The organism is Streptomyces africanus, from assembly GCF_002150735.1.
Classification (GTDB): Bacteria; Actinomycetota; Actinomycetes; order Streptomycetales; family Streptomycetaceae; genus Streptomyces; species Streptomyces africanus.
This window is the reverse complement of the sequence record NZ_MUKA01000620.1, coordinates 1-1508: the sequence shown is the minus strand read 5'-3', so window position 1 is coordinate 1508 and position 1508 is coordinate 1. Positions and strand designations below refer to the sequence as shown.

Genomic DNA, 1508 nt, shown 5'->3' with positions numbered 1-1508 from the left:
CTGAACCCGTCGGGGCCGAACGGGGGGTTCGGCCCCGACGGGTTCAGAGGGAGCGCGCGGCTTCCAGCAGTGGTGCCAGGGAGTCGACGGTGGTTTCGCAGCCCGCCTCGCGCAGCTGCCGGTCGGTGGTGGCGTTGCGGGCGAGGCCGACGAAGCGCACTCCGGCCTGCTGGGCGGCGGTGAGTTCGGCGACCGTCGAGCCGACCAGGACGCCGGTCGCGGCGGCGCCGCCGCAGGAGTCGATCGCGCGCAGGAGGCAGTCGGGGTGCGGGGTCAGCCGGGTGAGGTCCTCGCCGCGGGCGTGGATCCCGGCCAGGGGGAGGCCGTAGGGGGCGAGGTAGCGGTGCACGGCCGGTGCGCTGACGTCCGTGACCACGCTGACGCGGCGGCCGGAGTGGTGCAGGGACCGCACCAGCGGCACGGAGTTGTGGGTCGTCGGCGCGTCGGGGACCGCGCGCAGTTCGATCGCGTCGAGGCGGTCGCGGAGCAGGGGGCCGAGCCGGTCCCGGGCGAAGGCCCGCAGGACGTCGAGCGGATGCACGAACGTCTCCCGTGCCGCGGCGGCGGCCAGGGGCAGGGCGTCCTGCGGGTCCCGGTGTTCGGTGACGAGGGCGAGCAGGTCGAGCGCGGCCTCGCGGGCGGCGGCCGCCGAGAACAGCCGGGCCAGGGGGCCGTCGAAGCCGAGCAGCACGGTCTCGGCCTCGCCGAGGAGACCGGTCAGCGGGGGCGCCGGCCGGGCCGGGGTCTGCGGCACACCGGGCGGCGCCGCCCCCTCCGGGGCCAGTCGCACCGAGGCCGCGACCGACAGGCCCGGCACCGGCCACCCGCGCAGCCCGGCGTTGACCGCGCGCTGGGCCGCGCCCGCCCGGCGCAGCGGATGACGGCGGGTGATCCGGGCCGCCTCCTCCCGCAGATGGCCGAGCAGCGGCTCGGACACCCGGGTGATCTCGGCGCGCACGAAGGCCACCGGGTCGTCCACCCGCCAGGACAGCTCGACCGCGGCGGTGAAGGCGCCCTTGCCGGAGCTCGGCAGCGAGACCCGGTGACGGGCCTGGTGGGGAGTGAGGTCCACCTCGTAGTACGTCACGAGGCGCGGCGGCCCGTCGCCGTGCGGCTGGGCGGGGTCGAGGAGGGTGAGCGGGCCGTCGGGCTGGGTGTGGACGACGGCCGTGCGGCCCGGGGCCGGTATCCCCAGCCGGCGCAGGTCGTGGGTGATGAAGGGGCCCCGCACCAGATCGCGGGCGTCGGGTTCGGGGGCGGCCGTGGCGGGGGACAGCGGGCAGTACCAGGCGACGGGCGGGGTGTCCGTGGCGCCGCCCCGATAGAGGGGCCGGAAGCGCTGCGGGCCCTGGGCGGCCGAGCTGCCGGCGAACTGCTCGTACACGTCCGGGGAGACGACCACCTGGATGCCGGCGGGCGCGTGCGGTGCCTCCGGCGGCGGGGTGGGCCGGTCCCAGAACGTCACGGTCAGACGCGGCGGGTCCGCCGGCCCGGTGAGCACCTCGGGC

1 protein-coding gene is annotated in these 1508 nt (G+C 77.7%); it reads right to left on the bottom strand.

Going from position 1 to position 1508, the window contains the following annotated elements; all coding sequences use genetic code 11:
• Positions 1-43: 43 nt before the first annotated feature.
• A partial coding sequence (locus CCL05_RS42775) for an HAD family hydrolase (RefSeq protein WP_143590061.1) occupies positions 44-1508 on the bottom strand: 1465 nt, incomplete at its 5' end.